This is a genomic window from Psychrobacter immobilis (assembly GCF_904846065.1).
GTDB classification, from domain to species: Bacteria; Pseudomonadota; Gammaproteobacteria; order Pseudomonadales; family Moraxellaceae; genus Psychrobacter; species Psychrobacter immobilis_H.
Genome location: NZ_CAJGZV010000001.1, coordinates 876303 through 902078, shown reverse-complemented (window position 1 = coordinate 902078; position 25776 = coordinate 876303). Strand labels below are relative to the sequence as shown.

Sequence of the window (25776 nt, the reverse complement as noted above, 5' to 3'; positions counted from 1 at the left end):
CTTGAGAGCATCACCAGTTAGCGACATGAGAAATTAGCACTTATTCGACATTTTAGTGTTTGTTATTATTTATACTTTCTAAAAACTTTGGAACCTTTATGCCTACCCCTATGCCTGATCAGGAAAGACCATCTACGCTACAGGGAGATTATAATCCGGCAGAGTATAGCGGCGAATATAAGCTTTTATACCTGCAAAGTTTGGTTGCTGACAAGGCATACGAGGCGATTACTGAGTTTTTAGAAAAGCAGTCCAAATATGAGATTGCGAGCCTATTAGAATCGTTCCCTAGCCAAAATCGCTTATTGATTTGGGCACAAGTACCAGAAAACATCAAAGGCGAAGTACTTGCCGAGTTAGAGTTTGATACACGCCAGCCGCTGTTAGAAAACGTTTCATCGAAAGATATTTCCTTATTTACCCAAGACCTTGATGCGCAAGACATCTCTGAGATTTTAGACACCGTCACCGAAAGTGTGCGTACCTCAGTGATGGCAACCTTGGATGAAGACATCCGAGTGCAGGTCAATAAGCTCGATACCTATGCTGACTGGGAAGTCGGGCGTTACATGGATCCTGACCTCATTCAGATCAGGGATGATATCACCCTTGCAGAAGTACAGAACTGGCTACGAGAAAATGACGATTTGCTCGATGATGAAAGCCAAGAGCTGCTGGTCGTCGATCAAAGCCAACAATTACTCGGGCTGCTCAGTCTGGTCGATTTGATTAAACATGATCAAACTACCTTAGTCTCAGAATTGATTGATAACGCCATCACCATTAATGATCGCTTAGACATCCAAGATGCCGCAGCGATTTTCCGCTCAGAGGACATTCGTTTTGCCCCCGTTATTAATAGCCATGGTGAGTTGGTCGGTCAGTTAAATGGCGAGGACATCATGGAAATTATCCAAGATGATGTTGATAGCACCATGAAAAACCTCGCGGGTGTCAGCCAAGATGAAGAGCTGTTTGCGCCTATTTTAACCAGTGCTAAAAGCCGCAGTATTTGGCTAGGTATTAACCTGTGTACCGCCTTATTGGCTGCCGCTGTGATTGGTCAGTTCGAGGCGGTACTGGCAAAAGTGGTGGCGCTAGCGATACTCATGCCTGTGGTCGCGAGTATGGGCGGTATTGCTGGGTCACAAACTCTGACAGTGGTTATTCGTGGTATGGCGATGGGTCAAATCGGTGGTTCCAACCGTTTGTGGTTATTAAATAAAGAGCTGTGGGTTGGTGCGATAAACGGTATCATATGGGCGATAATCATGGCGATTATTGCCCAATTATGGTTTCATGACATTAAAATTAGCGCCGTCATTGGTTTTGCCATTGCCATTAATATGACTGCTGCTAACGTTTCGGGCATTAGTATTCCACTGCTCCTAAAACGCATGAATATTGACCCTGCCCTATCCGCCTCGGTTATTTTAACCACCGTGACAGATATCGTCGGCTTTATGTCATTCTTGGGTTTGGCAAGTGTGTTGATACTATAATCACATAGCCAACGTTCAAACAATATTATTTAGAAGCAATATTATTTAGAAGCAATATTATTTAGAAATTATCTTATTTAGAAACAATATTATTTAGAAACTATCCAACCGTTAAGTGAGTGCGTTATGCAAGCTGTACAAGTTAAAGTATTAAACCCCAAAATTACTGAAGATAAAGCGTTCTCGTTACCGACACGCGCCACTGATGGCAGCGCTGGTATCGACTTGCGCGCTTGTATTGATGAGCCATTGACGATTAAAGCAGGTGCCACGCATTTAATTGGTACTGGTTTGGCGGTTTATATCCAAGATCCTAACTTTGCAGGAATGATTTTACCGCGCTCAGGTCTCGGTCATAAGCACGGTATCGTCTTGGGTAATTTGGTTGGCTTGATTGATGCCGATTATCAAGGTGAGCTGATGGTCAGTATTTGGAATCGTAGTAATGAAGACTTTGTGTTGAATCCTGCGGAACGTATGGCACAATATGTCGTCGTACCCGTTGCCCGCCCTGAGTTTGAAGTGGTATCAGAGTTTAGTGATACCAGTGCACGTGGTGCAGGCGGCTTTGGACATTCAGGCCGCCAGTAATTAGTTATCATTACTGATTTGCCATTTTAATTGTACTTTAGTCATCACAAAATCACCATCACGTGAATCACGCCATAAGGAGAGTAAGCGATGCCGTCTTTTGCTGCGCAGCAATGCTTATTTCGTGCTTATGATATTCGTGGTTCACGCCAGCATTTTACCACTGACTTTATTCAAGCATTGGGCAAGGCATTTGCTCAGCTTTATAGTGCCGCAGATTGCAACTCAACCGCAGCTCCTGTCAAGGTCTGCCTACCAAAACCAAGTATCGACCGCAAAAGAACCGTCATTGTGCTTGGTTATGATGTGCGTCTCGGTAGTAATATTATCGCTCAGAGATTGGCTAATATACTGACTGAATATGGCTTACAAGTTATCCAGCTGGGGTTAATTACTACCCCCATGATGGTTTTTTGGGCAGAGCAATATTCTGGTCATGGCATCATCGTTACCGCCAGTCATTCTGCTAAAGACATTTTAGGTATTAAATGGTTGGTCAACCATCAATCTCCGAGCCATGCAGAGATTCAGTTGCTTTGGCAAAAAACACGGTCTACCTATGCTTGCCACCTCAATCACGCTCAAGCACAGGTTGATGCTCAAAATACGCTGAAAAATACAACTGCTAAATCTATTTGTAATCAACCTTTCAATTTATCTGATGCACAAGTCGCGACGACTTATATTGAGGCTATCGCTCAAGTCTTTAAGCAAATCCATCCCTGTAATAAACCACTTCTCAAAGATAACCAACAACCATCTGGCACCCTTGATGTGGTGGTGGTCATAGACTGCATGCATGGCGCGACCAGTAATATCGCCCAGCGTTTATTTGAGCATTTTTGCCAGCAGGTCATCATGATTAATGACACCGCAGATGGCAGTTTTCCCTCTGGCAATCCTGATCCCACTGAACCACACCGTCTTAAACAATTACAGCGAAGTGTGCGTCAACATCAAGCAGATATAGGTATCGCTTTTGATGGCGATGGCGATCGCTTAATGATCGTCGATAATAGCGGTAAAGTTGTCACGCCCGATCACTTGCTATATTTATTAGCGCAAGTAGCACTGACCGAACACCCCGAATCGCTGTGTTCTAAAGGCCGAGGCCATTCACAACTGCCCTCTCAAATCCTTTTTGATATTAAATGCTCCCATCATCTACCGAAACTCTTGTCTGAGCTTGGCGCAACACCTGTGCTCAGTAAAACGGGCAGCAGCTTTATGCGCCGACAGATGCAGCAGTCTGCTGGTCAAATCGTCTTTGCAGGTGAATTGTCAGGGCATTTCATATTTAACGATAGCCGCTTTATTATTTATGATGACGCCATGTACGCGGCCTTGCGATTGCTGCATTGGCTAGCGGCTTACGATGCTCACGGTAAAAAATCTCTGACTGATATTACAGAGCAATTGCCTGCTATGGTCAGTACGGCGGATCATTATTTGCCGATGCCTAAAACCCTTAGAAAAGACGATGCTCTCGTCGTACAGCTGACCAAATTTTGTCAGTATTTACGCCAGCTCGTGGAAGCGACCGTGGCAGAAGATTCTGGTGATCATTGGATAGCTACTAGCCAGCCATCGCTTTGCCGTTGTTCGATGAGTCGGCAATATATGACGTCCAAGCAAGCCAAATGCTTATTGCCAGTGGGGACGAAGCTGAGCTGTATTGATGGCGTGCGTTTGGATTTCGACCATGGTTTTGGGGTGCTCCGCCAATCAAACACCAGTCACAATCTTACCGCACGCTTTGCTGGTGATAGCATAGAAGACTTACGCGACATCCAAGCAAAATTTGCCGCTTTATGTCGCCCATTTGATAAAAAACTAGCGGAACAAATTGTCGCTATTCCTGCCGAATAGTTTTGATCAAAACAGTTACCGTCAAAGTAGTTGCTGTCACATAAAAATATGATTTTTTAATACCATAACTTAGGAGTTTATAATGACGCTTAATTTAGATGATGCCAAAAACACTGCTGAAGTATTGACCACAGCGCTGCCTTATATCCAGCGCTTTGTCGATAAGCTTATCGTGGTCAAATACGGCGGCAATGCGATGACGGATCCTGCGCTTGAAAGCTCATTTGCCCGCGACATCGTCTTGTTAAAAACCGTTGGCATTCATCCCGTGGTCGTGCATGGCGGTGGTCCACAAGTGGATAATTTGTTAAAAGAGTTGGGGCGTCAGTCAGACCGTATCGATGGGATGCGCGTCACCGATAAAAGCACCATGGATATTGTCGAGATGGTTTTGGGTGGTAGTGTCAACAAATCTATTGTTAGCTTAATCAACAAGCACGGTGGCCGCGCTATCGGTTTGACGGGTAAAGATGCCAATTTAATCCTAGCCAAAAAACTGATGATGGAAAAAATTGGCGCAGATGGGATTGCTGTGCCCGTAGATTTAGGGTTTGTCGGTGATGTGGTCAGTGTCAATAAAGACGTGATTAACATGCTCATTGCCTCTGACTTTATTCCCGTCATCGCGCCACTTGGGGTCGATAGCGAAGGCAATACGTACAATATCAATGCCGACTTGGTTGCAGGTAAAGTAGCCGAATTCTTACAAGCTGAAAAGCTCATGCTTCTAACCAATATCAAAGGTGTGCTGGGTCGTGACGGCGAAGTCGTGACTGGACTCACACCAAAGAAAGTCGACAGCCTCATTGAAGACGGCACTATCTCAGGCGGCATGATTCCCAAAATCCAATGTGCACTTGATGCGGTACGTAGCGGTGTAAAAAGCGCGGTGATCGTCGATGGTCGCGTGCCTCATGCCACACTGTTAGAGATTTTTACCAATGAAGGGGTTGGTACATTAATCAGTCGTGATTTAGGTTCATCATTGGCCGAGTAGCAGGAGTAAATCATGGCATTATGGCTTTGGTGTCTGCTTTTTATCTTAGAAAGCCTATATTGCTGGTGGATTATTGGCTATGGTGGCGCAAAATGGATAGAAGGGTGGAAGTCATTTTTCCTCATTAATTGGTTTGCACTAGATTGGAATGCTGAACAAATTCGCTTTTACGTCTTGCTTATATGGCTCGCAAGTGTGATTTGGTTTATTTTAGGTGTTATAAAGCCCGAGCTAAGAGGTTCTTAGCTCGGGCTTTATTGATGGTAGCCGTATTCTTTTACGAAAAAACTTTATCAAACTCAGCTTCATCATAACCGCATAGTAGTATAATCCTATTTTTATCAGTCAGCTCACCTTCAACTATCGGACGCTTAATCATACTGGTATTTTCTACGAGCAAATCAATGGCGTTATCTAGACTAGCATCAGCCGCTTGCTTTTGAGCATCTTCTAGCTTACGCCATGTCGTACCGCGTTTATTAAGCACTTTATCGATGCCTAATTTAGCTACCCAACGCTGAACGCTATCTTTATCGATACCTTGTTTTTTATAATCATGAAATTCATAGCTGACACCGAGCTCGTCTAGTTTGGTAAAGGCTTTTTTCATGGTGCTGCACGATTTGATACCGTAAATAGTGATGGTCATAGAGACTCCTCAACGTCAAATATAAATTAAATGCTTATTTACTGAAAAAAATAAACGAGCGATAACAGTATAAAAATAATTAATAATAGCCATTTGGTTTTTTTAGTAATCAGCTTTATTCTTTCCATTTCAATCGACTGATAATGTATGGCAGGCTTTCCTTCAAAAGCGAGTTTAACAATATGATAAATCTCCATCTCATTGAGTAGCGTATCTTTGTACCTCATAGTTTTTAACGGATACTGTATGACCTTACCTTGTTTTGGTTGAATAACCAATGCCCAAGTCTCTGTTCTACCATAAACCTGATAACTTATATCTATACACTCAACATCACGCCACAACACAGATTTTTGTTTTGACTTGCGTAGAACTTGCAAAATGGTTAGTCCATTCGTACTGATCTGTAAGGCAGGTTTACCGCTAAGTAAAGCCAGTAATGACACTATTACTCCTAAAACGATAAGTATTATAAGTAACAACAAGATTATGACGGCAACCCAACCGCCCTCCTCTTGCATTATAGGTACGCAGTAATAATACAGCGGAAAAATCAACAACCCCAAAGCCAAAATTAATAATATGTGTTTGTTTGATAAATACAAATCAATAGGATATGTTAATACTTGCCCTTTTTTTAGTTTTTGCATGCCTAGCCTTACTGTAAGTCCATAAGTGTTTATATAGTATTTAATACTGCTCTATTATTGCGCTGCCCCATCGCATTTTTTGCCGATTTGCGCTATTCTAGCGTATCTAATTTCTTATCAAAATATTCAATCTCGAGCCAACTATGAGCAATACTGTGACATCTGACCAAGCTGAAAATAATCATTATAACCCACAAGCGATAGAAGCGGCGCAGCAAGCCAAATGGGCAACTGATAAACGCTTTGAAGTGAGCAATGAGCCAAGCGATAAGCCAAGTCGCTATATGCTGTCGATGTTCCCTTACCCAAGCGGTAAGCTGCATATGGGTCACGTGCGTAACTATACCATCTCTGATGTACTGAGCCGTTACTATCGCCTCAAGGGCTATGAGGTCATGCAGCCTATGGGCTGGGATGGTTTTGGCTTGCCAGCAGAAAACGCGGCGATTGCCAATCAGACGCCACCTGCCAAATGGACGTTTGCCAATATTGACAGCATGCGCGCGCAGCTTAAACTGCTTGGTTTATCAATCGACTGGTCACGTGAATTTGCCACTTGTAGCCCTGAGTATTATCAGTGGGAACAATGGTTGTTTTTACAGCTATACAAAAAAGGCTTAGTCTACAAAAAACTGTCGACAGTCAACTGGGATCCTGTTGACAATACCGTCTTAGCCAACGAGCAAGTCATCGATGGTAAAGGCTGGCGTAGTGGCGCTGCGGTCGAAAAGCGCGACATTCCGATGTATTACTTCAATATCACCGATTATGCAGACGAATTGCTCGATGATTTGGATCAGCTAGAAGGTCACTGGCCATCAGAAGTATTGACCATGCAGCGCAACTGGATTGGTCGTAGCGCAGGCATGGAAGTACACTTCCCTTATGAGCTTGCTGGCGAGACCAATACCTTAGATGTGTTCACTACTCGCCCTGATACTTTAATGGGTGTGACTTATGTGGCGGTCGCCGCCGAACATCCGCTAGCGCAGTATGCGGCTGAGCATGATGAAGCGATTGCGCAATTCTGTGCGCTTTGCAAGAAAGGCTCAGTTGCAGAAGCAGACCTAGCTAAAGCTGAAAAAATCGGCATGGCTACTGGTCTTACGGTCACGCACCCACTCACTGGCGAAGAAGTGCCAGTATGGGTTGCCAACTATGTGCTTATGAGCTACGGCTCAGGCGCGGTGATGGCTGTCCCTGCTCATGATGAGCGTGATTATGAATTTGCGATTAAATACAGCTTACCCATTAAACAAGTCATCGATATCCCTGTCGGCTATTTCGATGCGTTGGAAGCAGATGCAAAGGCGAACGATACTGAGATTAATCGTGCTTATACCGAACGCAATACTTTGGTCAATTCAGGTGAATTTGATGGTTTAGACTTTGAGCAAGCATTTGAAGCGATGCTGACCAAACTAGAACCACAAGAGCTTGCAAAGAAAAAAATCCAATACCGTCTCCGTGATTGGGGTGTTTCTCGCCAGCGTTATTGGGGCTGTCCTATCCCAATGGTAAACTGTGAGCATTGCGGCACCGTACCTGTCGAAGAGCAAGATTTGCCCGTTGTCTTGCCGACTGATGTCGTTCCTGATGGTCGCGGAAATCCGTTAAAAAACATTCCAGAGTTTGTCAATACGACATGTCCTAAATGCGGTAATCCTGCTGAGCGCGAAACCGATACCTTTGATACCTTTGTGGAGTCAAGCTGGTACTATGCACGCTTTGCAAGCCCAAATGATGCGCAAAGCATGGTCAATAAATCTGCCGCCAATAAGTGGCTGCCTGTCGATCAATACATCGGCGGTGTTGAGCATGCGGTAATGCATCTACTTTATGCACGCTTCTTCCATAAACTGATGCGTGATGAAGACTTGGTGTCAGGAAATGAACCGTTTGCTAATTTGATGACGCAAGGCATGGTATTGGCAGGGACATTCTATCGCCTAAATGCGGATGGCAGTACCACCTACTATTTTGCAGAAGACATTGATATCGACTATGACGAACGTGGTCAACCGATTAAAGCCATCTTAAAATCTGATGGGCAGCCCGTCACCATTGGCAAAATCGAAAAAATGTCTAAGTCAAAAAACAACGGTGTCGATCCGCAAATTACCATCGATAAATACGGCGCTGATACCGTTCGTCTCTATACGCTCTTCACCGCGCCTGCGGATCAAACGCTAGAATGGTCGGATGATGCGCTCAAAGGCCCTTATAACTTCGTCAAAAAAGTATGGCGTATTGCTACTGAACACATGCAAGCGCTTACTGCCGCGAACCTAAGTATCGAGACGCTGAACAATGAAGCTTTGAACACTGATGGCTTAAGCAAAGAAGCCAAAAACTTACGCCGTAAAACCCATGAAACCATTGCTAAAATCGATAGTGATTTGGGTGATCGTTTGGCATTAAACACGCCTGTGTCAAGTTTGATGGAGCTTGCCAACGAGCTGACTGGCTTTAAGGCCAATAGCAAGCAAGACCTACAGGTACAGCATGAGGCATTGACGGATCTGCTGATTATGCTATCCGTATATGCGCCGCACATTGGTGAACATTTACTTGAGCAATTGGGTTTAGATACCGTTACCTTGAATTATCCAGAAGTTGATAAAAATGCTCTGGTACAAGATATGATCACGATGGTGGTACAGGTCAATGGTAAAATGCGCGGTAAAATGGACGTAGCCCCAAATAGCGATCCAGAACAGCTAAAAGCACAAGCACGTTCAATGGAAAGTGTGGCAAAATTCTTGACTGGCGACATCAAAAAAGAAATCGTCGTCCCTAATAAGCTGGTAAACATCGTGGTGGTAGGCTAGATTTTTTAGGCTCAGTACTTTTTATTAGTTTAATGATTAGTCTGAGCCTTTTTATAATATTAGGATAGCGATTATGTCGTATAAATATCGAGCAGGTCAGTCCCCCAAAGCCAGCTTAAGCAAAAAAGACGCTTTTGCCAAAAAATCAAACGGACAAAAACTGGCGGCGGCTTTTCTGACTGCCCTGCCAATGTTTACGCTACTAGGTGCAACGGCAGCTATTAGTGGCTGCGGCTTTCAATTACGTGGCTATGACGCACCAATGCTGCTTGATGTCGCCAAAACAGCCGTGATTCTCGAAGACAATCGCACCTCATTTCCGCTTAAGCTGCCATTGACAAGACGCCTAAAAACTTTAGGTGTGGATGTCATTGACAACATGACAGCAGCTGATGTTGCGAGCAATAACAAACAAGCAAGTGCTGAACCCATTGCCGCTATCACCATCAATAACGTGCGTTTTAAGCGTTATGAGCTGGTCGGTGTCTTGACAGAGATACGCTTGGTACTTTCAGCAGATGTCAGCTATCAGACCATGGAAAATGGCAAACCAATTACGCTAAGCAACCCCATCCAAGTCGAGCGTAGCTATCAATATAATGAAGCGTCGGTGAGCACTGATGATCAGCAAGGCGATCAAATTCGTGACTGGCTCTATGACAGTTTAGCACGCCGAATTACTGATCAATATGTCGCCATCTCCCTACCAAAGGTCAGCTCTTCTGGAGTCAGACAATCTGTGCAAAGCGGTAATGGCTCAACGTCGATCGCGGTGGTAGTGCCAAACCCATAATGTAGAATGCACGACACATTCCACGTTTATTTTCATCAATCTGTGTACTTATTACCCTATGCAAGATACCTTTATACAAGCCTACCCAAAGCTACTACAGCCTTCCGTTGCAGTCGCGGGCTTGTGGCTGGCGCATGGTGATGAGCCACTACTCAGTCAATGGCTCATCGATGCCCTGCGACCACATTGGCGCGCGCAGAATTACGCGATCAAGCGTATTGAGCTGATATCAGTCAAGAGCTGGCAAGAAGTATTGTCAGAGCTTGGTAGCCAGTCTTTATTTGATGATGCCAGTGCACTCATCGTGACGGGTAACCATAAGCCTGACAAGGCGGTCATCACTGAGCTTGAGCGCTTTGCCGTTGAAGCTCAAACAGGGACGCACAGTCATAGTTTATTATGGCTCACGCCCAAACAAGACAAGCGAGCGCAGAGCAGCAAGTGGTTTACGCCATTTGCTCAATATGGTCATGTCATTGATTGCAATTTATATAATGAGCAGCAACGACAGCAGCTACTGCAAATACAAGCTCAGCAGTTTGGTTTACGGCTATCGCAAGAAGCCTGGCAGCTGCTTATGTCGCATACTGAGCACCATCTGCTAAGCGCTTATCAGACCTTATGGCGGCTCTCCTATTTATTTGCGCCGCAGCTAGTCGCTAAGAATATTAAAGCTAGTCAACAGACTGACCATTCTACACAACTTCCAAACAATGTTGCCTTAGACATTAAGGATTTACAAGCCGCGTTGGTCAGTGATGCACAGTTTAGCGTCTTTGATTTATCGGATGCCATGCTTGCCGGTAACAGCACTCAAGTCGCCAAAATCATGTTTCAGCTGAAAGCCACCGACGAGCCAACCACCTTGGTATTATGGGCGGTTAGTAAAGACATGCGGCAAATTATGCAATTGATGGATGGGCAAGATCCGCAAGCGCTTGGTATTTGGCGTAGCAAACAAGGGTTGTACCAACAAGCTTGCCGTCGCCAGTCAAAAACTCAAACGGCTGAATGGCCTGCCCTGCTTTATAAATGTGACCAAGCCATCAAAGGACTCGTGCGTCAGCCAGCGTGGGAGTTATTATTGCAGGCAGCGCTTGAGTTGTCAGGTAAGCGGCTGTTTGCCGTTTGATTGGTTGAAAAAATTCAATAACTTATTTAGCCAAGTAATTTTGTTAACTGAATAAGGAGCGTTCTGTAAAATTTCTGATATATCAACCTCTTTTCTTTTACCCCACTCATAGCTTAATTTAGTCATAAGTTCGATTTGTTTACGAAAGCAAATTATTCTTTGATCCTCACCGATGACAGTGTTTTGCTGTTGATACTCACTCGCTATCATAGAAGTTGTCGTCTCAAAAAACCTATAGATAAAATCATCTACGTCCCTAGAAGACTTTCTAGTGAGTTCGCTACCTCGTTCACATACTACATAATGGTAATAGTCATCACTTATCTCTAAATGTGGTTCCCCGAATCCAGATGGCTTTTTTCTTAAGATCACATCATTGGTACTCAACCCTATTTTTCTACCATAATCATTAACTATATCTTGAACTTGCTGATGATTTAACATCATAAAACCCCTGTTTCAATATGAAGAATTTTACTATCCTAACCTACGTTCAGATTATTATATTTTTTAAAAAAACCACCTTAACCTTTCTTAAACTAATTACCATTCCCTTTTGGACTTCAAGCCTCTACTATATGTACACTTGATTTCATTGTGACTGGATTGTTGTTATGCGCAAAATAAGCAAAAAGTCTGCTATCAAATGGGGTGTCATCGCCTTAATCATCGTAGCATTAGGGGCTTTGGCCTATACTTTTTTAAAACCAGAGGAAGAAAAACCCAGTTATTTAACCGCACCTGTTGAGGTTGGTGATATCGAAAACAATGTCATGGCATCAGGTAAAGTTAAAGCACTTAATACCGTCGATGTCGGTGCACAGGTTTCTGGTGAGGTCACAAACCTCTATGTAGAAGTGGGTGACGAGGTGAAACAAGGCGATTTGATTGCACAGATTGATCAAGTGACTCAGAAGAACAGCCTGAGCAATGAACAAGCCAGTCTTGAGCAAAGTGAAGCCGCGCTACAAAGTGCGCAAGCAGAATCGTTAAGCAAACAAGCGAGTCTAAAAAGTGCCTATGCCGATCTTGCCAGCCGTCAGTCTGAGCTCAAACAAGCACAGTCTGACTTTGCGCGCTTGCAAGGCTTACTGGCTATCGATGCGATATCGCAGCAGGATTATGATACGCAAGCGACAAAGGTTGCTACCGCTCAGGCATCAGTAGCCAATGCCCGCGCTGCTATTGATACAGCACAAGCCGCCATTGCAACAGCCACTGCAAACATCAATAGCCAACAAGCAGCATTACGAAAGTCTCAAACCAATGTCGCAACGGCTCAAGAAGACCTTAGCTATACAACGATTCGCGCGCCAATATCAGGTACTGTCGTCTCAGTGACCACAGAGCAAGGCACGACGGTCAATGCCAATCAAACAGCCCCGACCATCGTAACTTTAGCAGATTTGTCTACTGTTAGAATCAACGCACAAATCTCCGAAGCCGATGTTATCAATGTCAATGCTGGTATGCCCGCCTACTTTAATATCATCGGTAATCCAGACAAGCAGTATGATGCGACACTGACAGCTATTGAGCCGGCACCCGAGGAAATTAGCAAGACCAGCTCAACCGATTCTGCAATCTACTATGTTGGCTACGTAGAAGTAGCTAACCCTGAGCGATTATTTCGTATTGATATGACCGCCCAGATTTATATCATCATCGATCAAGCCAAAGATACCCTACTTGTACCATCAGCAGCCATACAAGAAAGACCCGCGAGAAATCAAACTGAAGGTCAAGCAAAAACCAGCAAGGTTGTACGCGTACTAAATGATGACGGCACAGTAGAACCTCGCACAGTAGAAGTGGGCATTGATAACCGAGTAAATGCGCAAATTTTAAGCGGATTGGAAGAAGGTGAGCAAGTCATCATCGGCGAAGCTAGTGCCAAAGCTCCAGGTAACCGTGGTGGTGGTGGTGGTACTCGTATACCTGGTACTCCAAGGATGTAATTAATTCTTTGACTATGTTAACGATAAAAGGGCTTGAGCAACTTAGCCCTTTTCTCACGACACTCACTATCTTTGATTAAAGACATTGCTATGACTATATCTCAATCTACTAAACAGCCGACTGACAGCACTAGTGCTTCGATAGAAACCAAATCACCGAATAATATCAATACTGCAGCTACCGCTGACAAGCCAATTATGGAGCTGTCGGGTATTATTCGAGAGTTTGCTGCCGGAGAGCAAACCATTCGCGTATTGCACGAGGTTAATTTAACGATTAATCAAGGTGAAATGGTCGCGATTATCGGGCAATCTGGCTCTGGTAAGTCTACACTAATGAATATCTTGGGTTGCTTAGATCAGGCGACAGCAGGTGACTATAAGATTTATGGCCAATCAGCAAACAAGCTAGAGGCAGATGAATTGGCTGAGTTACGCCGAGAGCATTTTGGCTTTATCTTTCAGCGCTACCACCTGCTTGGTGACATTAGCGCTAAAGATAACGTTGCCGTCCCTGCCGTATATGCTGGTATGAACACTGAGGCACGAATCAATCGCGCAGAAAAGCTCTTGACTGATCTAGGTCTTGGTGAAAAAGTAAATAATCGTCCTAGCCAGCTCTCAGGCGGCCAACAGCAGCGTGTTTCTGTTGCTCGTGCCCTGATGAATGGTGGCGATGTTATCTTAGCAGATGAGCCAACTGGTGCACTAGATAGCAAATCTGGCGAAGACGTGATGGCGATCTTACATGATCTAAATGCTAAAGGTCATACCATTATCATGGTCACTCATGATCCCAAACTTGCTGCCCAAGCCGAACGAGTTATTGAGTTAAAAGATGGTTACGTCATTGCAGATTACAAAACTGAGCATTATAAACCGACAACTCAACACCCAGAATCTATCCTCGGTGGACATCGTAAAAGTGCCTTTGGCAGTTTTGTGGATCGTTTGCTCGAAGCTTTTAAAATGTCCTTACTTGCCATGCGTGCACACAAGATGCGCACCTTGCTGACCATGTTAGGCATTATCATCGGTATCGCTGCGGTTGTGTCTATCGTTGGTCTTGGTCAAGGCTCTCAGCAGCAAATTCTCGCAAATATTAGCTCGCTAGGAACCAATACCATCACCGTCAATGACGGCTACCCTAGAGGCGACCCGCGACGTAAATATAATGACGACAACCTCACACCAGAAGATGCAGAAGCGGTCAGCAGTCAACCGTATGTTATCAATGTGAGCCCTCAAGTCAATACCAGCTCTAGTGTACGCTATCGCAGCGTGCAGGAAGACTCGACCATCAATGGTGTTGGTGAGTATTATCTAGAGGTCACTGGTGAGACGCTGGCATTAGGTCAAGGTTTCGATTCGCAAAGTATCGACCTTCGCAGTCAAGATATTATTATCGATGACAATGCCAAGAGTGCTTTTTTTGCAGATATAGATAACCCTATCGGAGAAGTCATACTCATCGGTAGTGTGCCTGGACGCGTGGTTGGCGTCCTTGAGGCAAGCGACGGTGGCTTTGGACCAAGTAGCACGACACCTGTCATATATATGCCTTATACCACTGTGATGTCACGTATAACTGGTAGTGCAAATATTGATAGTTTTATAGCACTGTTAGATGATAGTGTCTCATCTAGTGTAGCTGAGTCAGCTATTTCCGACATAATAGAAGGTCGCCATGGTAAAGATGATTTTAATATTATTAACTCAGATTCTATTCGTCAGACCATTGAATCAACGACAGGTACTATGACACTGCTCATCTCATCGGTTGCTGTTATCTCATTGATCGTTGGTGGTATTGGTGTGATGAATATTATGCTAGTATCGGTCACGGAACGCACTAATGAAATTGGTGTACGTATGGCAGTTGGGGCTCGTCAAAACGATATCATGCAGCAGTTTTTGATAGAAGCCGTACTCGTCTGTATTTTGGGCGGCTTATTAGGTATTGGACTGGCCTTTGCTATTGGTGAAATCATTAATAATTTTGCTGGTGATAGCTTTAAAGTGATTTACTCACCAACCTCTATCATTGCTGCATTTATATGTTCAACACTGATTGGTGTCGTATTTGGATTCTTGCCAGCGCGTAATGCTGCTAAATTAGATCCTGTTGAAGCACTGTCTAGGGACTAAAACGTCGCGACTGACGTTTTAAATAGGCATTTACTGCCATGAAACAGCCACCAATAAGCCAAATTATATAAAAAAACGCATTTTTTCGCATTAATTGCACTTTTTTTATATTACGGGGTTGTAATTGTCCTGATAGTGTATATAATGTGCTCTCACGTTTAGGGATAGAAATTCTTTAAACGTTGAAACAAACTTAATGCCTCTTTTAATGTTGATTAACCTAATATTAAAAATTAAGTTTAAAGACATTTTTTAGATGTCTAGTTTTAATAAGTTTGCCTTCAAGGAAATTTATCTTGTAGTAGATATAAACCTAGTAAAGGTATAGAGTTTTTAGAATTTACGAAAATGTAAATTCTCTTGCACTCAGATGAAGTACTACTTCATTTTATCTTCGCTCAGGGCCGATAGCTCAGTTGGTAGAGCAGTTGACTTTTAATCAATTGGTCCCGCGTTCGAGTCGCGGTCGGCCCACCATATTTAGTATTATGCTTGTTATGTACATTGCCCTATCAGGTATTGGCATAATAAGTAACAAAGTTTAAGAAGCTTTCTTTTAGAAAACTTCACCGAATTTACGAAGTTGTAAATTCACTTGCAGAGTTAAAAAAGCCATGCTTTTTTATATACTCTTCAGGGCCGATAGCTCAGTTGGTAGAGCAGTTGACTTTTAATCAATTGGTCCCGCGTTCGAGTCGCGGTCGGCCCACCATATTTAGAAAACCCAGTCATTATGTTAATAGTGACTGGGCTTTTTTTTGTTTAAAATTTCACTTTATTTTTTACGGTTTCGTTTAAAAATAGTGAAGTCAGCGTCTTTTCGCCACAGTAGCTTATGCTTAATCGTGTCTTTAATCGTCCGTGGATGCTTGGGTGCTTGCGTAATCAGCATATCAAACGTTTCTGCGTCGATTGCCAGCTCACATCCATGTGCCATCATGACCATAGAAGGTTTTAACGCCTTTATTCTTTGTAGTGACTGAATATAGACTTTAGGATCATAAATAGGAAAAGGCGCCACGAACTTATGACGCAGTTTGATAATTAAATCTGCCGTATAGACTTGCCGACTTGGTATATGAAATAGAGATAAATCACGATCTGTATGACCGGGTGTTTCCAGTACTCGCCATTCATCAAATTTTGGCACGCTATCCCCATCTTTAACGATAATATCAGGCGTAAGATGGGCAGGATAATACAGATTTTTAAGGGAGCGACCTTGACGTCTGGCCACATAATGCGCAAGATTTATATCCACAAAATGCATGGCATGCCCACCGATACCGCGATACCATTGATGCTTTTTTTCTGCCGAAACAATGATACAGCCCGTCTCTTTTCTAAATTGATGAGCGCCGCCTGCATGATCAGGATGCATATGGGTCACCACGACGACTTTTAGATCGCTGATTGGTCGCTGTAACGTCGTTCTAATATAATCTAATACCATCGCTACATCAGGGCGGCAACCACCGTCCAGCAGCATGATTTTATCTGGATATACCGCAAGATAAGTACTTTGGATATATCCTTCTAAACGTATAATTTCACATAAACTCATTTGCATTCCCTGCTACATGATTGCTCACTGTTATAGTATCCCTACTATAGGAGGCGCTTTTAATGCGCCTTAATAGGATTTAGTATAGCGCCCACCATTCAACTTGTAATGACTTTGAGTGAACGCTTGTGACTATTTTTCTTGAGATGGGCTTTATCTGAAATAGGTTTGCTTCTTAGCTCTTTTTTTGGCTTAATCATCATTGGCTAAAAAGCAAAAACCTAACATTAATGTTAGGTTTTTATTTGAGTTTTTACTGCCTATTAATTCATGCTGTTTTTAAATTAGAATGGTAAAACCAATGCCTCTTTATCGTCACTGGTGATTTCCATATACTGATAAATTCCTTTTCTATCATAAATCTGGGTTTCTAAAGAGTAGCCAAACCCTGGTTGATATGCTCGGCCCATTTGAGCAACTCCATCACTACCCAATGCAATTGCCATCAGATACTGCTGCTCACTGGTATTTTTAGAGGCCTCTAATGACATATCAGTGGGGTTATTTAGATAAATTACTTTTTTCCCAGCTACTGTTTTGACGCCTTCTTCTAGTATTTGAGGTGAAACATTATAATTGATGGCATAAGTACAAACTGGTTGTATATTATACAAAGTAGCACCAAGAATGTCTTTGTTAAAGACCAGTCCACTGTTACTCAATTTAAGCGCACAAACCAAATCTTCAATTTTTGAGTGAGCGTCACGATACGCTTTTAATGTTGAATACTTGTTGGCATCTCCTGATTGATTATTTCCTGAGAAAAAATCCACATCTTCAAGCGTTATTACCTCACCTTGCGTTAAAATAAAGTCGATATTGTATCTTTTAGCCCCGCCCGGAAGACCTACCGCTTTAATAATAACGTCATATTTTGAGCTGCCTTTATCAAAAATCAGCTTACCCGCGCCTACCTTAAAATCACTTCTATAATCAGGAAACGTAAGTTCGTCGCGGCTGCCCCATTTGCCATTGTAGCTTAGAGTATCTCCAGTAAAGTATCTATTATAAAAAAAGTCTTCCGTAATACCATCACTGACTGAGAGCCATTGCTTTAATGCAGGCTCATACATCCAATGGCGTTCAACAATTTTATTTAAACTTTCGTCCAGCTTGTACTGTTTAACAAAAGTACAATATGTTCGATTCTTGTCCGTACAGCTATAACCCTGCGGGTTATTATCCTCGTAGCGACCAATGTCAATATCAAATATTCCTGTTTTAAGGTCATTCAATCCGTCATTATTAGCTTCAATATCTAATGGCTTATTATTGAGAGGTAATGAAGGTAGGGTCAAAGTATCTTTTAGCTCTACTGCTTCAGGTTTCGGTATTTCAGGTCTGGGTTTTGAATTTTCTGGCTTGGGTTTTTCGGGTTTCGGTTTTTCAGTATTTATCTGTTCGTTAGAAGCAGCATTATCGCTGCCACTTGATCCGCCACAACCTACTAGACTGCCTGTCAGTAGAATCAACAAACTAAGTGATAAATTCTTATTAAGTGTTTTCACGATAAAAATTCCGGACGAATAGTATTGTTAGATAATTTAAACTTTATTTAACAAAAAAACAACTAAAATACACATTGAGTTTTTATTCTATTTTCAAATATTTGGGCGCTACCAAGCACTCTGAAATTAGCTTTAAAAATTCAATAAAAAACCCAGCGCTAAGGCTGAGTTCTTTATTAGAGGTCTAAAAAAACTACGCCAAATCACGAACCTTTGGCTCACGTTCCCACAGACGAGATTTGGCATTCTCAATAAAAGTATCCAATTCAGCTAGTGGCGTGACAAAGGCATCTTTTTCGATAGGTAGCTTACTTAAGATAAACTCATCGGTCGCGCCGCAATAAGCAATGGCTTTGCAATGACCATACGCATCGTTGAACCAATCTAATGCTGAGCTGTCTTTGGCTAGCTTCTTAGCTTGCTCTGGCATAATGATACTCACGACTGCGTCAAACATCACTGATGGACCGCCAGCGAGACGCTCATCAGCCTGTATGCGCGTCTCATCATCTAAGACAACTTCCTTATTGGGTGCAACGATTTTCACGCTAGCACCCTGCGCTTTTGCCGCCTCTTCGAACTTTTTGATTTCACTATGCTTTGAGCCTTCAGCGACCAAGATACCAATCAAACGGCCTTTTAAACTCTTAGGCGTTAGACCAATCGTTTGTACTGCTTTCGATGTCGCCATATCCTGTACAGGAGCAGCGGCATCAGCAGGCTCTGGCAGTTCCATACCTAGCGCTTTTGCCACACGATTTGCCAAGTCTTCATCGATATGCGGTAGATGACTCAGCATACGCGTACGTACATGCGCCGTATCTACTTTACCTAGCTCAAAGGCATAAGCAGAAGCAATGTGCGCTTGCTCAGCTGGTGTTTGGCTACGATAGAACATGCGCGGTTGACTATAATGATCGGCAAAGCTCTCTGCGCGCACGCGACCTTTCACACCATCATCCAACTGCTCATGGAATGATTCAAAGCCACGCTTGGCGCTTTCACGTGGTCTGGTTGGGTCTAAACTTTGTGGTTCATAGAGTACACGAGTCTTAGGTACTTGCATCTGCATATGACCATCTTGCTGATTATTGGCAAACGGACATTTCGGCGCGTTGATTGGAATTTGGGCAAAATTAGGCGAACCTAAACGTGATAATTGCGTGTCTAGATAACTGAACAAACGACCTTGTAATAATGGATCGTTACTGAAGTCGATACCTGGTGGCAGATGCGATGGACAGAACGCCACTTGCTCCGTTTCTGCAAAGAAATTATCGGGATAACGGTTCAGCACCATTTTACCCACGACTTTCACTGGCACCATCTCTTCTGGAATCAGCTTGGTGGCATCTAGATGATCAAACGGGAATTTATCAGCCTCTTCTTCAGTAAATAACTGGACGCCAAACTCCCATTCAGGATAGTCGCCATTATTAATGGCTTCAAACAAATCACGGCGATGATAATCAGGGTCAGCGCCTGAGATTTTTACCGCCTCATCCCACGTGGTTGACTGTACACCGAGTACAGGTTTCCAATGGAAACGGACAAAGGTACTCTTGCCTTCTTTGTTGATTAAACGATAGCTGTGAATACCAAAGCCTTCCATCATGCGTAAACTGCGTGGTAGTGCACGATCACTCATCAGCCAAATTAAATTATGCATGGTCTCAGGACTTAATGACACAAAGTCCCAAAAGGTGTCATGCGCCGAAGCAGCTTGCGGAAATCCACGATCCGGCTCTGGTTTGACCGCATGAATGAGGTCTGGAAACTTCATCGCATCTTGAATAAAGAAAATTGGCATGTTGTTACCCACGATGTCCCAATTACCTTCTTCGGTATAAATCTTCACAGCAAAACCACGCACATCACGTGGCGTATCTTTTGAGCCTTTGTTACCTGCAACCGTAGAAAAACGGGTAAATAAAGGCGTCTGTTTACCTGTTTCAGTCAAAATTTTCGCCGTGGTGTATTTTTCGAGCGACTCAGTGAGTTCAAAATAACCGTGAGCAGCACTACCACGCGCATGAACAATACGCTCAGGAATACGCTCATGGTCAAAATGATGGATTTTTTCTCGTAACACAAAGTCCTCTAATAAGGTTGGCCCACGTGCGCCTGCTTTTAGAGAGTTTTGATTGTCAGAGATGATGACACCTTGTTGGGTCGTCAATACTTTGGTGTCATCCCCTGCGCGCTGGTGAGTCTCACCGCCATTGCCACGTTCCGTATTCATATCTTTAGCGGGGTCAGTATGATCAATATTATTTTTCATTATGCATCCTAGCTAGTAATTAAAAGTAGGCTCTATTTCTTTAGAACTTTTGTATAGAGCTGTCTTTAATATTAGCCAAAAAATATGACTAATTCATGGCACTCCTTGTTGATATTTGGTTAAAGTTTGCAGCCGTGATAAAGCCGTAATTTCAGCGTATTTAAACAGAGCCTCAACGTTGACGATAGATTCTTGTCATGTAGTGATTTTTTAAGGTATGCTCTTAGGAAGCATTAAAACAGTTGATAAATAAAATGGGCATGGTTTTAGCCAACTATTTATCTTTTTTATACGATTATAAGGCGACATACCATGTTATCAACTTCAAAGACTACGTCCAAAAAACCTTATCACTCATTGCTAATGGGTGCGTCAATCGGACTAATGGCACTGACTTTCAGCCAAACAGCTGCCGCCATTACAACCAAAAATATTACCTATACCGTGGATGATCAAGCATACGAAGGCTATTACGCCAAAGCCGACAAAGCTAATGCGCCTTTTATCCTACTCATTCATGATTGGGATGGATTGACAGACTATGAGCGCAAACGTGCTGACATGTTAGCCACGGAGGGCTACAACGTATTGGCGGCAGACATGTTCGGGCAAGGCGTTCGTCCTACTTCTATTGAAGAAAACAAACGCTTAACTGGGGAATTATACGATAATCGCAATAAAATGCGCCGCATACTTCAAGGTGCGTTGAATGCTGGAAGACTACAAGGTAATGATGTGCGTAAAGGCACTACCATGGGATATTGTTTTGGCGGTACCGTTGCTCTGGAGCTGGCGCGCTCAGGATTTGAGCAAAAAGCATTTGTACCCTTCCATGGTGCCTTCGATATTCCAACAGGTCAAAGTTATGACAAGACAACTGGAGAAATCTTAGTATTCCATGGCTCTGCTGATGAATCTGTCTCTCTAGAGAGCTTCGCAACTTTGGGTAAGACATTAGAAGCAGCAAAAGTACCGCATGAGATGGTGACATATAGTGGTGCACCACATGCCTTTAGCGTGTTCGGCAGTGATAGATATGATGCACGTGCCGATGAGCGCTCGTGGAAACGCTATTTGGATTTTTTAGCAAATGAATATAAATAACTTTAATTCATATCCTATAAGAACAGCGACCCTTAATTATTAACCAGCCTATCTCATTGATAAATGAGTCGATTAAAAGCCAAGGAAGCCAATTATGTTATTGAAGAACGACGTATTGCGTGCGCGTGTTAGATTGTTAGGCGCATTTTTAGGTGAGGCCATTTCTCGCCAATCTGGGGAGGATACCCTACGTACTATCGAAACATTGCGCAAGGGCTTTATTCAGGAGCGCCGCGAGCATAATCCAGCACACAAACAGCAGCTGATCGATCTTATTGCCTCATTAGACAATCAAACCTTAAAAAACGTCATTCGCGCATTCTCTATTTACTTTTTCCTTGCCAATTTAACTGAAGAAAACTATCTGCGTGAGCAACGCCGTACTATGCGTGCTCAGTCCAATCAAAGCTGGGAAGGATCCTTTCGCCGCACCTTGTTAGAATGCCGTGAGCGGCAAATCGAACCTGCGCAAATCAAAGAGCTTATTGATCACCTTAAATTTATTCCTGTTTTTACGGCTCATCCTACCGAAGCCCGTAGACGCACCACCATGAATATCTTGCAAACCCTCTATGAGCATACCGATGCCATGAGCGACTATCCCGAAGGCAGCCTAGCCTTTATGCAAGCTAAGCAAAAGACAGCAGAAACCATTGACTTGCTGTGGTCGTCAGACGAAGTTCGCAGCCGAAAACCTTTGGTTTATGATGAAATAAACAACGGCTTACACTATTTTGATGCCAGCTTATTCACTGCCATTCCCAAAGTATATCGTAATATAAAAGACGCTATCGTCGATATCTATCCTGAGTTAATCAACTACCCTTTACCCGCCTTTGTCAGTTTTGGCTCTTGGATTGGCGGCGATAGAGATGGCAATCCATTCGTCACCCATGAAACCACTGAAATGGCGGTATTGATGCATGCTAATACCGTGCTACGCCATTACCAAGTGTTGATCAGAAAATTGCGTCGTGAGCTGATTCATAGCGATACTATCGTCGATATCGCGCCAGAGATTTATACCCGTATCAAAGACTACAACACACTCGATCAAAAAGTCTTTTGCTACAATCCTGATGATTACAATAATGAGCCGTACCGAAGACTGCTGTCCATTATTCTGGCTAAAATAAAAGCGACCAACCAGCATATCCAAAGCCAAGGCACAGATGAGGAGGCTGCAAAAGAGGCTTACTCAACACCGACGGCCTTGCTAGATGATTTACGCCTTATTCGCAAAAGTGTCAATACTCATGACAAAGCGCATGGCGAAGGCTTACTGCTTGATACCATTCGCCTAGTCAAAACCTGTGGATTCCATTTAGCCTCGCTAGATATTCGCCAAGATTCAGGTTATCACGGCGAAGTCATTGCAGATATTTTTGCTAGCGCCTCGAATCTGCCCGACTATCACACTCTCAGCGAAACAGAGCGGCAAGAATGGCTAACGCGTTTGCTAGAAAAGCCAGGTGCACCGCTGATTTATACCGACAACTTAAGCGCGCAAACACACGAACAGCTTGCTCTGATGAATTCTGTCGCTAAACTGCGTAAACTGGTCGGCGACGATACTTTTGGTAGCTATGTAATTTCGATGACCAATAACGCCAGTCAGCTATTAGAAGTGCTGCTACTGATGCGTTTTGCAGGTTTATCGGGTATTGATAAGAACGGGCATTTATTTTCTGCCCTACCAGTTGCGCCACTGTTTGAAACCATCGAAGATTTAAAAAATATCGATAAAATTATGCCAATGGTGTTGGACAATCGGCTATATCGTGATTTACTTGAGCACTCAGGAAACATTCAAGAGATTATGCTTGGCTACTCAGATTCCTCTAAAGATGGCGGCATTATTACCTCCGCTTGGCAGTTATATAGTGCCCAGCAAACCATCACCGATATCGCCAATCAATATGGTATCACCACCCGCCTGTTCCATGGTCGTGGTGGTTCCGTCAGTCGTGGTGGTGGCTCAACCCATCAAGCCATCGCTGCTCAGCCTGCTGGCACTTTACATGGACAGATCAAGTTCACTGAACAAGGCGAAGTACTTTACGCCAAGTATGCCAATCCAGATACTGCCGTGTTTGAATTAACCATGGGAATCACGGGAGCGCTAAAAGCCAGCTCGTCACGATTTGTCGAACAACCCAAACAGCTAGATAGCTATGAAGCGTTGTTTGCTGATTTGGCAGATGCAGGCGAACAGCAATATCGAGAGCTGACGGATAATACAGAGGGCTTCTATCAGTTTTATTCTGAGGCCACACCAGTACAAGAGATTTCATTGCTCAATATTGGCTCGCGTCCTGCTCACCGTAAAAAAGGACTGCCGAGCAAATCGACGATTCGGGCGATACCATGGGTATTTGGCTGGTCATTGGCGCGCTTTACCCTTCCCGCTTGGTATGGCGTGGGCAGTGCTTTAGATAGCGTCAAAAAAGACGAAGCGTTAATGAAGGAGATGAATAAAAACTGGCCATTTTTCAATGTCTTTATCAGTAATATTGAAATGGCTTTTACCAAATCCGAGATGAATATCGCCCGTGCATACAGTCAACTGTGTAAAGACGAAAGCTTACGTGAGCAAGTCATGCAGGCAGTGATTGATGAGCATGAACTGACGCACGCAGGTCTCAACTCCTTGCTAGAGCAGGCGTCTTTACTCTCAAACCAACAAGACTTGGCTCATTCATTGGAATGGCGTAACGCCTATTTAGATCCCATTAACTACATCCAGATTGAGCTACTCAAGCGTATGCGCCAATCCGATAACACTGACAATGACAATCTGGAAAATGACGATAGACCTGCTGTCGAAGATGCATTAATTCGTAGTATCAACGCTTTGGCAGCAGGGCTACGCAATACAGGTTAGTATTTATAAATAGGTTGATCTTTACTGATTGGAACTTACATAAAGCTGAGTTGATTCATAGTGTTATCACAGTGAACCAACTCAGCTTTTTACGTTAATAGAGTTTTTCAAATACTAATATTTGATTGTTAGATGGCATCTCATAACGCTTATTTAACGTTAAATGATGTGTATTTGCCAAATCTATAACGTCTTCTAAATGACGGATGCCGCTGTTAGCATCGCGCTGGCGCAAGCTATGGTCAAACTGACGATTGCTTGCGCTGCTATAACTGCCATTTTCGTTAAAGGGTCCATAAATGATGAACTTACCATTTAAGGGTAGCATATCACCGACCAATTGGAATAATTTAGCCACTAAAGACCACGACATGATATGCAAGGTATTGGCGGTAAATACCGCATCATACGGTATATCGACCGCATTTTTCATTGGCACTGAATCACACGATACATCAAAAGTAAGCGGTGTATATAAATTAGGGGCAGGATAGGCAGCATGCCAAGCATTGATGGTGGCGTGATTAGCCAACATATCACTGGTCTGCCATGTTAAATGAGTCAATCTAGGGGCAAAATACACACTATGCTGACCCGTACCTGACCCAACCTCTAACACATGAATAGAACCTTGCAACTCTTGCTGTAAAAATTCTAGAATCGGCTGCTTATTATTTTCACACGCTTGAGAAAATGCTATTCCAGTAGGAGCAATCGATTGGCTATTATCTAAATCATCATTCAACACTGCTAATATCCTTATATATCTTCATTACTGTAGCTTTGATATTAATAATGGCGACAAGCAAAGCGTCGAAAAAACTAATAAATACCCGCTTCTACCCCAGCTGCCAGTGTCATCGCTAGCTCTTCGACTTGATCAGTAAAGATTTCTTGCCAATCACCTTGTAAAATCAGCGCCTCTTGCACCCATGACCAGCGCAGTCCTGTGGTAATGGTTTTGAGCGCAAGCTTAGTACCTGTCCCATCATGCCCAGCTCGAATATATACCGCAAACGGCATGCCCTGCTTCTTCTCTAACGCCCGATAATAACAGCGATCAAAAAAGTCTTTGGTCAGTCCTGCCATATAAGCCAAGTTCTCAGTCGTCCCTAATAATAGCGCGTCAGCTGCCAATACATCTTCAGGCTGGGTATCTTGGGGAGATTTGATTATGACATTGATATCTATATCAGGATGATTGGCACCATCATAAGCCGCTTGCGCCAACTTCTTAGTATTAGGTGATGGCGCATGCGCAACAATAAGTAAGGTTTTGCTAGCCATCTCAACCATCCTTATAAAGGTCACTGGT

The 25776-nt window shown here is 43.3% G+C and carries 20 protein-coding genes and 2 tRNA genes; 14 read left to right on the top strand and 8 right to left on the bottom strand.

Translation table 11 applies throughout. From position 1 onward, the window contains the following. The first annotated feature begins 98 nt into the window (after window positions 1-98). From mgtE to JMW64_RS03890, 5 genes are all read left to right on the top strand, one after another. The gene (gene mgtE / locus JMW64_RS03910; protein WP_083475673.1) at window positions 99-1502 is read left to right on the top strand and encodes a magnesium transporter; all 1404 of its coding nucleotides are present in this window, start codon (window positions 99-101) and stop codon (window positions 1500-1502) included. 126 nt (window positions 1503-1628) lie between these two features. Further along, window positions 1629-2093, top strand: a complete 465-nt coding sequence (gene dut / locus JMW64_RS03905; protein WP_045444733.1) for a dUTP diphosphatase — start codon at window positions 1629-1631, stop codon at window positions 2091-2093. A 90-nt stretch (window positions 2094-2183) separates the two neighbouring features. Beyond that, the gene (locus JMW64_RS03900; protein WP_201553476.1) at window positions 2184-3962 is read left to right on the top strand and encodes a phosphomannomutase/phosphoglucomutase; all 1779 of its coding nucleotides are present in this window, start codon (window positions 2184-2186) and stop codon (window positions 3960-3962) included. An 82-nt stretch (window positions 3963-4044) separates the two neighbouring features. Further along, window positions 4045-4959, top strand: a complete 915-nt coding sequence (gene argB / locus JMW64_RS03895; protein ID WP_055124537.1) for an acetylglutamate kinase — start codon at window positions 4045-4047, stop codon at window positions 4957-4959. 12 nt (window positions 4960-4971) lie between these two features. Further along, window positions 4972-5205, top strand: a complete 234-nt coding sequence (locus JMW64_RS03890; protein ID WP_087815830.1) for a hypothetical protein — start codon at window positions 4972-4974, stop codon at window positions 5203-5205. A 31-nt stretch (window positions 5206-5236) separates the two neighbouring features. Here the strand turns inward: JMW64_RS03890 and JMW64_RS03885 are convergent, their stop codons facing one another. After that, complete coding sequence (locus JMW64_RS03885) at window positions 5237-5608, bottom strand: Spx/MgsR family RNA polymerase-binding regulatory protein (RefSeq protein ID WP_201553474.1); 372 nt, start codon at window positions 5606-5608, stop codon at window positions 5237-5239. A 38-nt stretch (window positions 5609-5646) separates the two neighbouring features. Next, window positions 5647-6258, bottom strand: coding sequence for a hypothetical protein (locus JMW64_RS03880; RefSeq protein ID WP_201553463.1), 612 nt, complete (start codon window positions 6256-6258; stop codon window positions 5647-5649). A gap of 143 nt (window positions 6259-6401) precedes the next feature. On the opposite strand from JMW64_RS03880, the gene leuS reads away from it, so the two are divergent. The 3 genes from leuS (at window position 6402) to holA (ending at window position 11014) form a co-directional block, all read left to right on the top strand. Then, window positions 6402-9089 (top strand): leucine--tRNA ligase, encoded by a 2688-nt coding sequence (gene leuS, locus JMW64_RS03875; protein ID WP_201553461.1) that lies wholly within the window; start codon window positions 6402-6404, stop codon window positions 9087-9089. A 73-nt stretch (window positions 9090-9162) separates the two neighbouring features. After that, window positions 9163-9882: an LPS-assembly lipoprotein LptE gene (locus tag JMW64_RS03870; RefSeq protein WP_227694046.1), complete on the top strand. Its 720-nt coding sequence runs from the start codon at window positions 9163-9165 to the stop codon at window positions 9880-9882. 58 nt (window positions 9883-9940) lie between these two features. After that, window positions 9941-11014 (top strand): DNA polymerase III subunit delta, encoded by a 1074-nt coding sequence (gene holA, locus JMW64_RS03865; protein WP_201553453.1) that lies wholly within the window; start codon window positions 9941-9943, stop codon window positions 11012-11014. On the opposite strand, the gene JMW64_RS03860 is transcribed toward holA, so the two are convergent. Then, entirely contained in the window at window positions 10988-11461 is a 474-nt protein-coding gene (locus tag JMW64_RS03860) for an Imm63 family immunity protein (RefSeq protein WP_201553451.1), read from the bottom strand. The two genes, holA and JMW64_RS03860, sit on opposite strands and share 27 nt — an antisense overlap. Before the next feature lie 167 nt (window positions 11462-11628). Here JMW64_RS03860 and JMW64_RS03855 point away from each other — a divergent pair, with 167 nt between their 5' ends. From JMW64_RS03855 to JMW64_RS03840, 4 genes are all read left to right on the top strand, one after another. Continuing rightward, window positions 11629-12972 carry an efflux RND transporter periplasmic adaptor subunit gene (locus JMW64_RS03855; RefSeq protein WP_201553449.1) on the top strand — a complete coding sequence of 448 codons (1344 nt, stop codon included), beginning with the start codon at window positions 11629-11631 and terminating at the stop codon, window positions 12970-12972. Between the two features lie 198 nt (window positions 12973-13170). Beyond that, complete coding sequence (locus JMW64_RS03850) at window positions 13171-15120, top strand: MacB family efflux pump subunit (RefSeq protein ID WP_227675939.1); 1950 nt, start codon at window positions 13171-13173, stop codon at window positions 15118-15120. Between the two features lie 401 nt (window positions 15121-15521). Then, window positions 15522-15597: transfer RNA gene (locus tag JMW64_RS03845), tRNA-Lys, on the top strand. A 159-nt stretch (window positions 15598-15756) separates the two neighbouring features. After that, window positions 15757-15832, top strand: a tRNA-Lys gene (locus tag JMW64_RS03840). Between the two features lie 63 nt (window positions 15833-15895). On the opposite strand, the gene JMW64_RS03835 is transcribed toward JMW64_RS03840, so the two are convergent. From JMW64_RS03835 to JMW64_RS03825, 3 genes are all read right to left on the bottom strand, one after another. After that, window positions 15896-16684, bottom strand: coding sequence for an MBL fold metallo-hydrolase (locus JMW64_RS03835; protein WP_201553445.1), 789 nt, complete (start codon window positions 16682-16684; stop codon window positions 15896-15898). Between the two features lie 284 nt (window positions 16685-16968). Then, on the bottom strand, window positions 16969-18192 hold the full coding sequence (locus tag JMW64_RS03830) for a hypothetical protein (protein WP_201553436.1): 1224 nt from the start codon (window positions 18190-18192) through the stop codon (window positions 16969-16971). Window positions 18193-18385: 193 nt separating this feature from the next. Next, the gene (locus JMW64_RS03825) at window positions 18386-20473 is read right to left on the bottom strand and encodes a catalase (RefSeq protein WP_201553435.1); all 2088 of its coding nucleotides are present in this window, start codon (window positions 20471-20473) and stop codon (window positions 18386-18388) included. Window positions 20474-20785: 312 nt separating this feature from the next. Here JMW64_RS03825 and JMW64_RS03820 point away from each other — a divergent pair, with 312 nt between their 5' ends. Then, window positions 20786-21577 (top strand): dienelactone hydrolase family protein, encoded by a 792-nt coding sequence (locus JMW64_RS03820; protein WP_201553433.1) that lies wholly within the window; start codon window positions 20786-20788, stop codon window positions 21575-21577. A 94-nt stretch (window positions 21578-21671) separates the two neighbouring features. Continuing rightward, on the top strand, window positions 21672-24461 hold the full coding sequence (gene ppc / locus JMW64_RS03815; protein ID WP_201553431.1) for a phosphoenolpyruvate carboxylase: 2790 nt from the start codon (window positions 21672-21674) through the stop codon (window positions 24459-24461). A gap of 94 nt (window positions 24462-24555) precedes the next feature. Here the strand turns inward: ppc and JMW64_RS03810 are convergent, their stop codons facing one another. Beyond that, a complete protein-coding gene (locus JMW64_RS03810; protein ID WP_201553429.1) occupies window positions 24556-25209 on the bottom strand; it encodes a DUF938 domain-containing protein in 654 nt (217 codons plus the stop codon). A 74-nt stretch (window positions 25210-25283) separates the two neighbouring features. Then, entirely contained in the window at window positions 25284-25748 is a 465-nt protein-coding gene (locus JMW64_RS03805; protein ID WP_201553427.1) for a flavodoxin family protein, read from the bottom strand. Window positions 25749-25776: the final 28 nt, after the last annotated feature.

Coding starts and splice junctions, on each gene's coding strand:
- JMW64_RS03900 (WP_201553476.1), top strand. CDS start 2,184: ATGCCGTCTTTTGCTGCGCAGCAATGCTTATTTCGTGCTTATGATATT.
- JMW64_RS03825 (WP_201553435.1), bottom strand. CDS start 20,473: ATGAAAAATAATATTGATCATACTGACCCCGCTAAAGATATGAATACG.
- JMW64_RS03870 (WP_227694046.1), top strand. CDS start 9,163: ATGTCGTATAAATATCGAGCAGGTCAGTCCCCCAAAGCCAGCTTAAGC.
- JMW64_RS03850 (WP_227675939.1), top strand. CDS start 13,171: ATGGAGCTGTCGGGTATTATTCGAGAGTTTGCTGCCGGAGAGCAAACC.
- holA (WP_201553453.1), top strand. CDS start 9,941: ATGCAAGATACCTTTATACAAGCCTACCCAAAGCTACTACAGCCTTCC.
- JMW64_RS03890 (WP_087815830.1), top strand. CDS start 4,972: ATGGCATTATGGCTTTGGTGTCTGCTTTTTATCTTAGAAAGCCTATAT.
- ppc (WP_201553431.1), top strand. CDS start 21,672: ATGTTATTGAAGAACGACGTATTGCGTGCGCGTGTTAGATTGTTAGGC.
- JMW64_RS03880 (WP_201553463.1), bottom strand. CDS start 6,258: ATGCAAAAACTAAAAAAAGGGCAAGTATTAACATATCCTATTGATTTG.
- JMW64_RS03805 (WP_201553427.1), bottom strand. CDS start 25,748: ATGGCTAGCAAAACCTTACTTATTGTTGCGCATGCGCCATCACCTAAT.
- leuS (WP_201553461.1), top strand. CDS start 6,402: ATGAGCAATACTGTGACATCTGACCAAGCTGAAAATAATCATTATAAC.
- JMW64_RS03820 (WP_201553433.1), top strand. CDS start 20,786: ATGTTATCAACTTCAAAGACTACGTCCAAAAAACCTTATCACTCATTG.
- mgtE (WP_083475673.1), top strand. CDS start 99: ATGCCTACCCCTATGCCTGATCAGGAAAGACCATCTACGCTACAGGGA.
- JMW64_RS03855 (WP_201553449.1), top strand. CDS start 11,629: ATGCGCAAAATAAGCAAAAAGTCTGCTATCAAATGGGGTGTCATCGCC.
- JMW64_RS03860 (WP_201553451.1), bottom strand. CDS start 11,461: ATGATGTTAAATCATCAGCAAGTTCAAGATATAGTTAATGATTATGGT.
- JMW64_RS03885 (WP_201553474.1), bottom strand. CDS start 5,608: ATGACCATCACTATTTACGGTATCAAATCGTGCAGCACCATGAAAAAA.
- dut (WP_045444733.1), top strand. CDS start 1,629: ATGCAAGCTGTACAAGTTAAAGTATTAAACCCCAAAATTACTGAAGAT.
- JMW64_RS03835 (WP_201553445.1), bottom strand. CDS start 16,684: ATGAGTTTATGTGAAATTATACGTTTAGAAGGATATATCCAAAGTACT.
- argB (WP_055124537.1), top strand. CDS start 4,045: ATGACGCTTAATTTAGATGATGCCAAAAACACTGCTGAAGTATTGACC.